At 61.3% G+C, this 1,170-nt stretch carries 1 protein-coding gene; it reads left to right on the top strand.

Going from position 1 to position 1,170, the window contains the following annotated elements; genetic code table 11:
* Positions 1-1,170, top strand: a 1,170-nt coding sequence (gene tuf / locus BGI01S_RS28815; RefSeq protein ID WP_255219801.1) for an elongation factor Tu, incomplete at its 5' end; no start/stop codon positions are given.

Below are 1,170 nucleotides of genomic sequence, written 5' to 3'. Positions count from 1 at the left end.
CGGACCAAGCCGCACGTGAACGTCGGCACGATCGGTCACGTTGACCACGGCAAGACCACGCTGACGGCAGCGATCACGACGGTTCTGACGCAGAAGTTTGGCGGCGAAGCGAAGGCATACGACCAGATCGACGCGGCGCCGGAAGAAAAGGCACGTGGTATCACGATCAACACGGCACACGTCGAGTACGAAACAGCTAACCGCCACTACGCACACGTCGACTGCCCGGGCCACGCTGACTATGTGAAGAACATGATCACGGGCGCGGCGCAGATGGACGGCGCGATCCTGGTGTGTTCGGCTGCAGACGGCCCGATGCCGCAAACGCGTGAGCACATCCTGCTGGCGCGTCAGGTTGGCGTTCCGTACATCATCGTGTTCCTGAACAAGTGCGACATGGTGGACGACGCTGAGCTGCTGGAACTGGTCGAGATGGAAGTTCGCGAACTTCTGTCGAAGTACGACTTCCCGGGCGACGACACGCCGATCATCAAGGGTTCGGCCAAGCTGGCGCTGGAAGGCGACAAGGGCGAGCTGGGCGAAGTGGCGATCATGAGCCTGGCCGACGCGCTGGACACGTACATCCCGACGCCGGAGCGTGCAGTTGACGGCGCGTTCCTGATGCCGGTGGAAGACGTGTTTTCGATCTCGGGTCGTGGCACGGTGGTGACGGGTCGCGTTGAGCGCGGCATCGTCAAGGTCGGCGAGGAAATCGAAATCGTCGGTATCAAGCCGACGGTGAAGACGACCTGCACGGGCGTGGAAATGTTCCGCAAGCTGCTCGACCAGGGTCAGGCAGGCGACAACGTCGGTATCCTGCTGCGCGGCACGAAGCGTGAAGACGTGGAGCGTGGCCAGGTTCTGGCGAAGCCGGGTTCGATCAACCCGCACACGCACTTCACGGCTGAAGTGTACGTGCTGAGCAAGGACGAAGGTGGCCGTCACACGCCGTTCTTCAACAACTATCGTCCGCAGTTCTACTTCCGTACGACGGACGTGACGGGCTCGATCGAGTTGCCGAAGGACAAGGAAATGGTCATGCCGGGCGACAACGTGTCGATCACGGTGAAGCTGATCAACCCGATCGCGATGGAAGAAGGTCTGCGCTTCGCAATCCGTGAAGGCGGCCGTACGGTCGGCGCTGGTGTGGTTGCCAAGATTCTCGAGTAA

The sequence above is a fragment of the Paraburkholderia ginsengisoli NBRC 100965 genome, assembly GCF_000739735.1.
In the GTDB taxonomy this organism is placed as follows: Bacteria; Pseudomonadota; Gammaproteobacteria; order Burkholderiales; family Burkholderiaceae; genus Paraburkholderia; species Paraburkholderia ginsengisoli.
The sequence above is the reverse complement of the archived record's forward strand: the minus strand, read 5'-3'. Positions and strand labels throughout refer to the sequence as shown.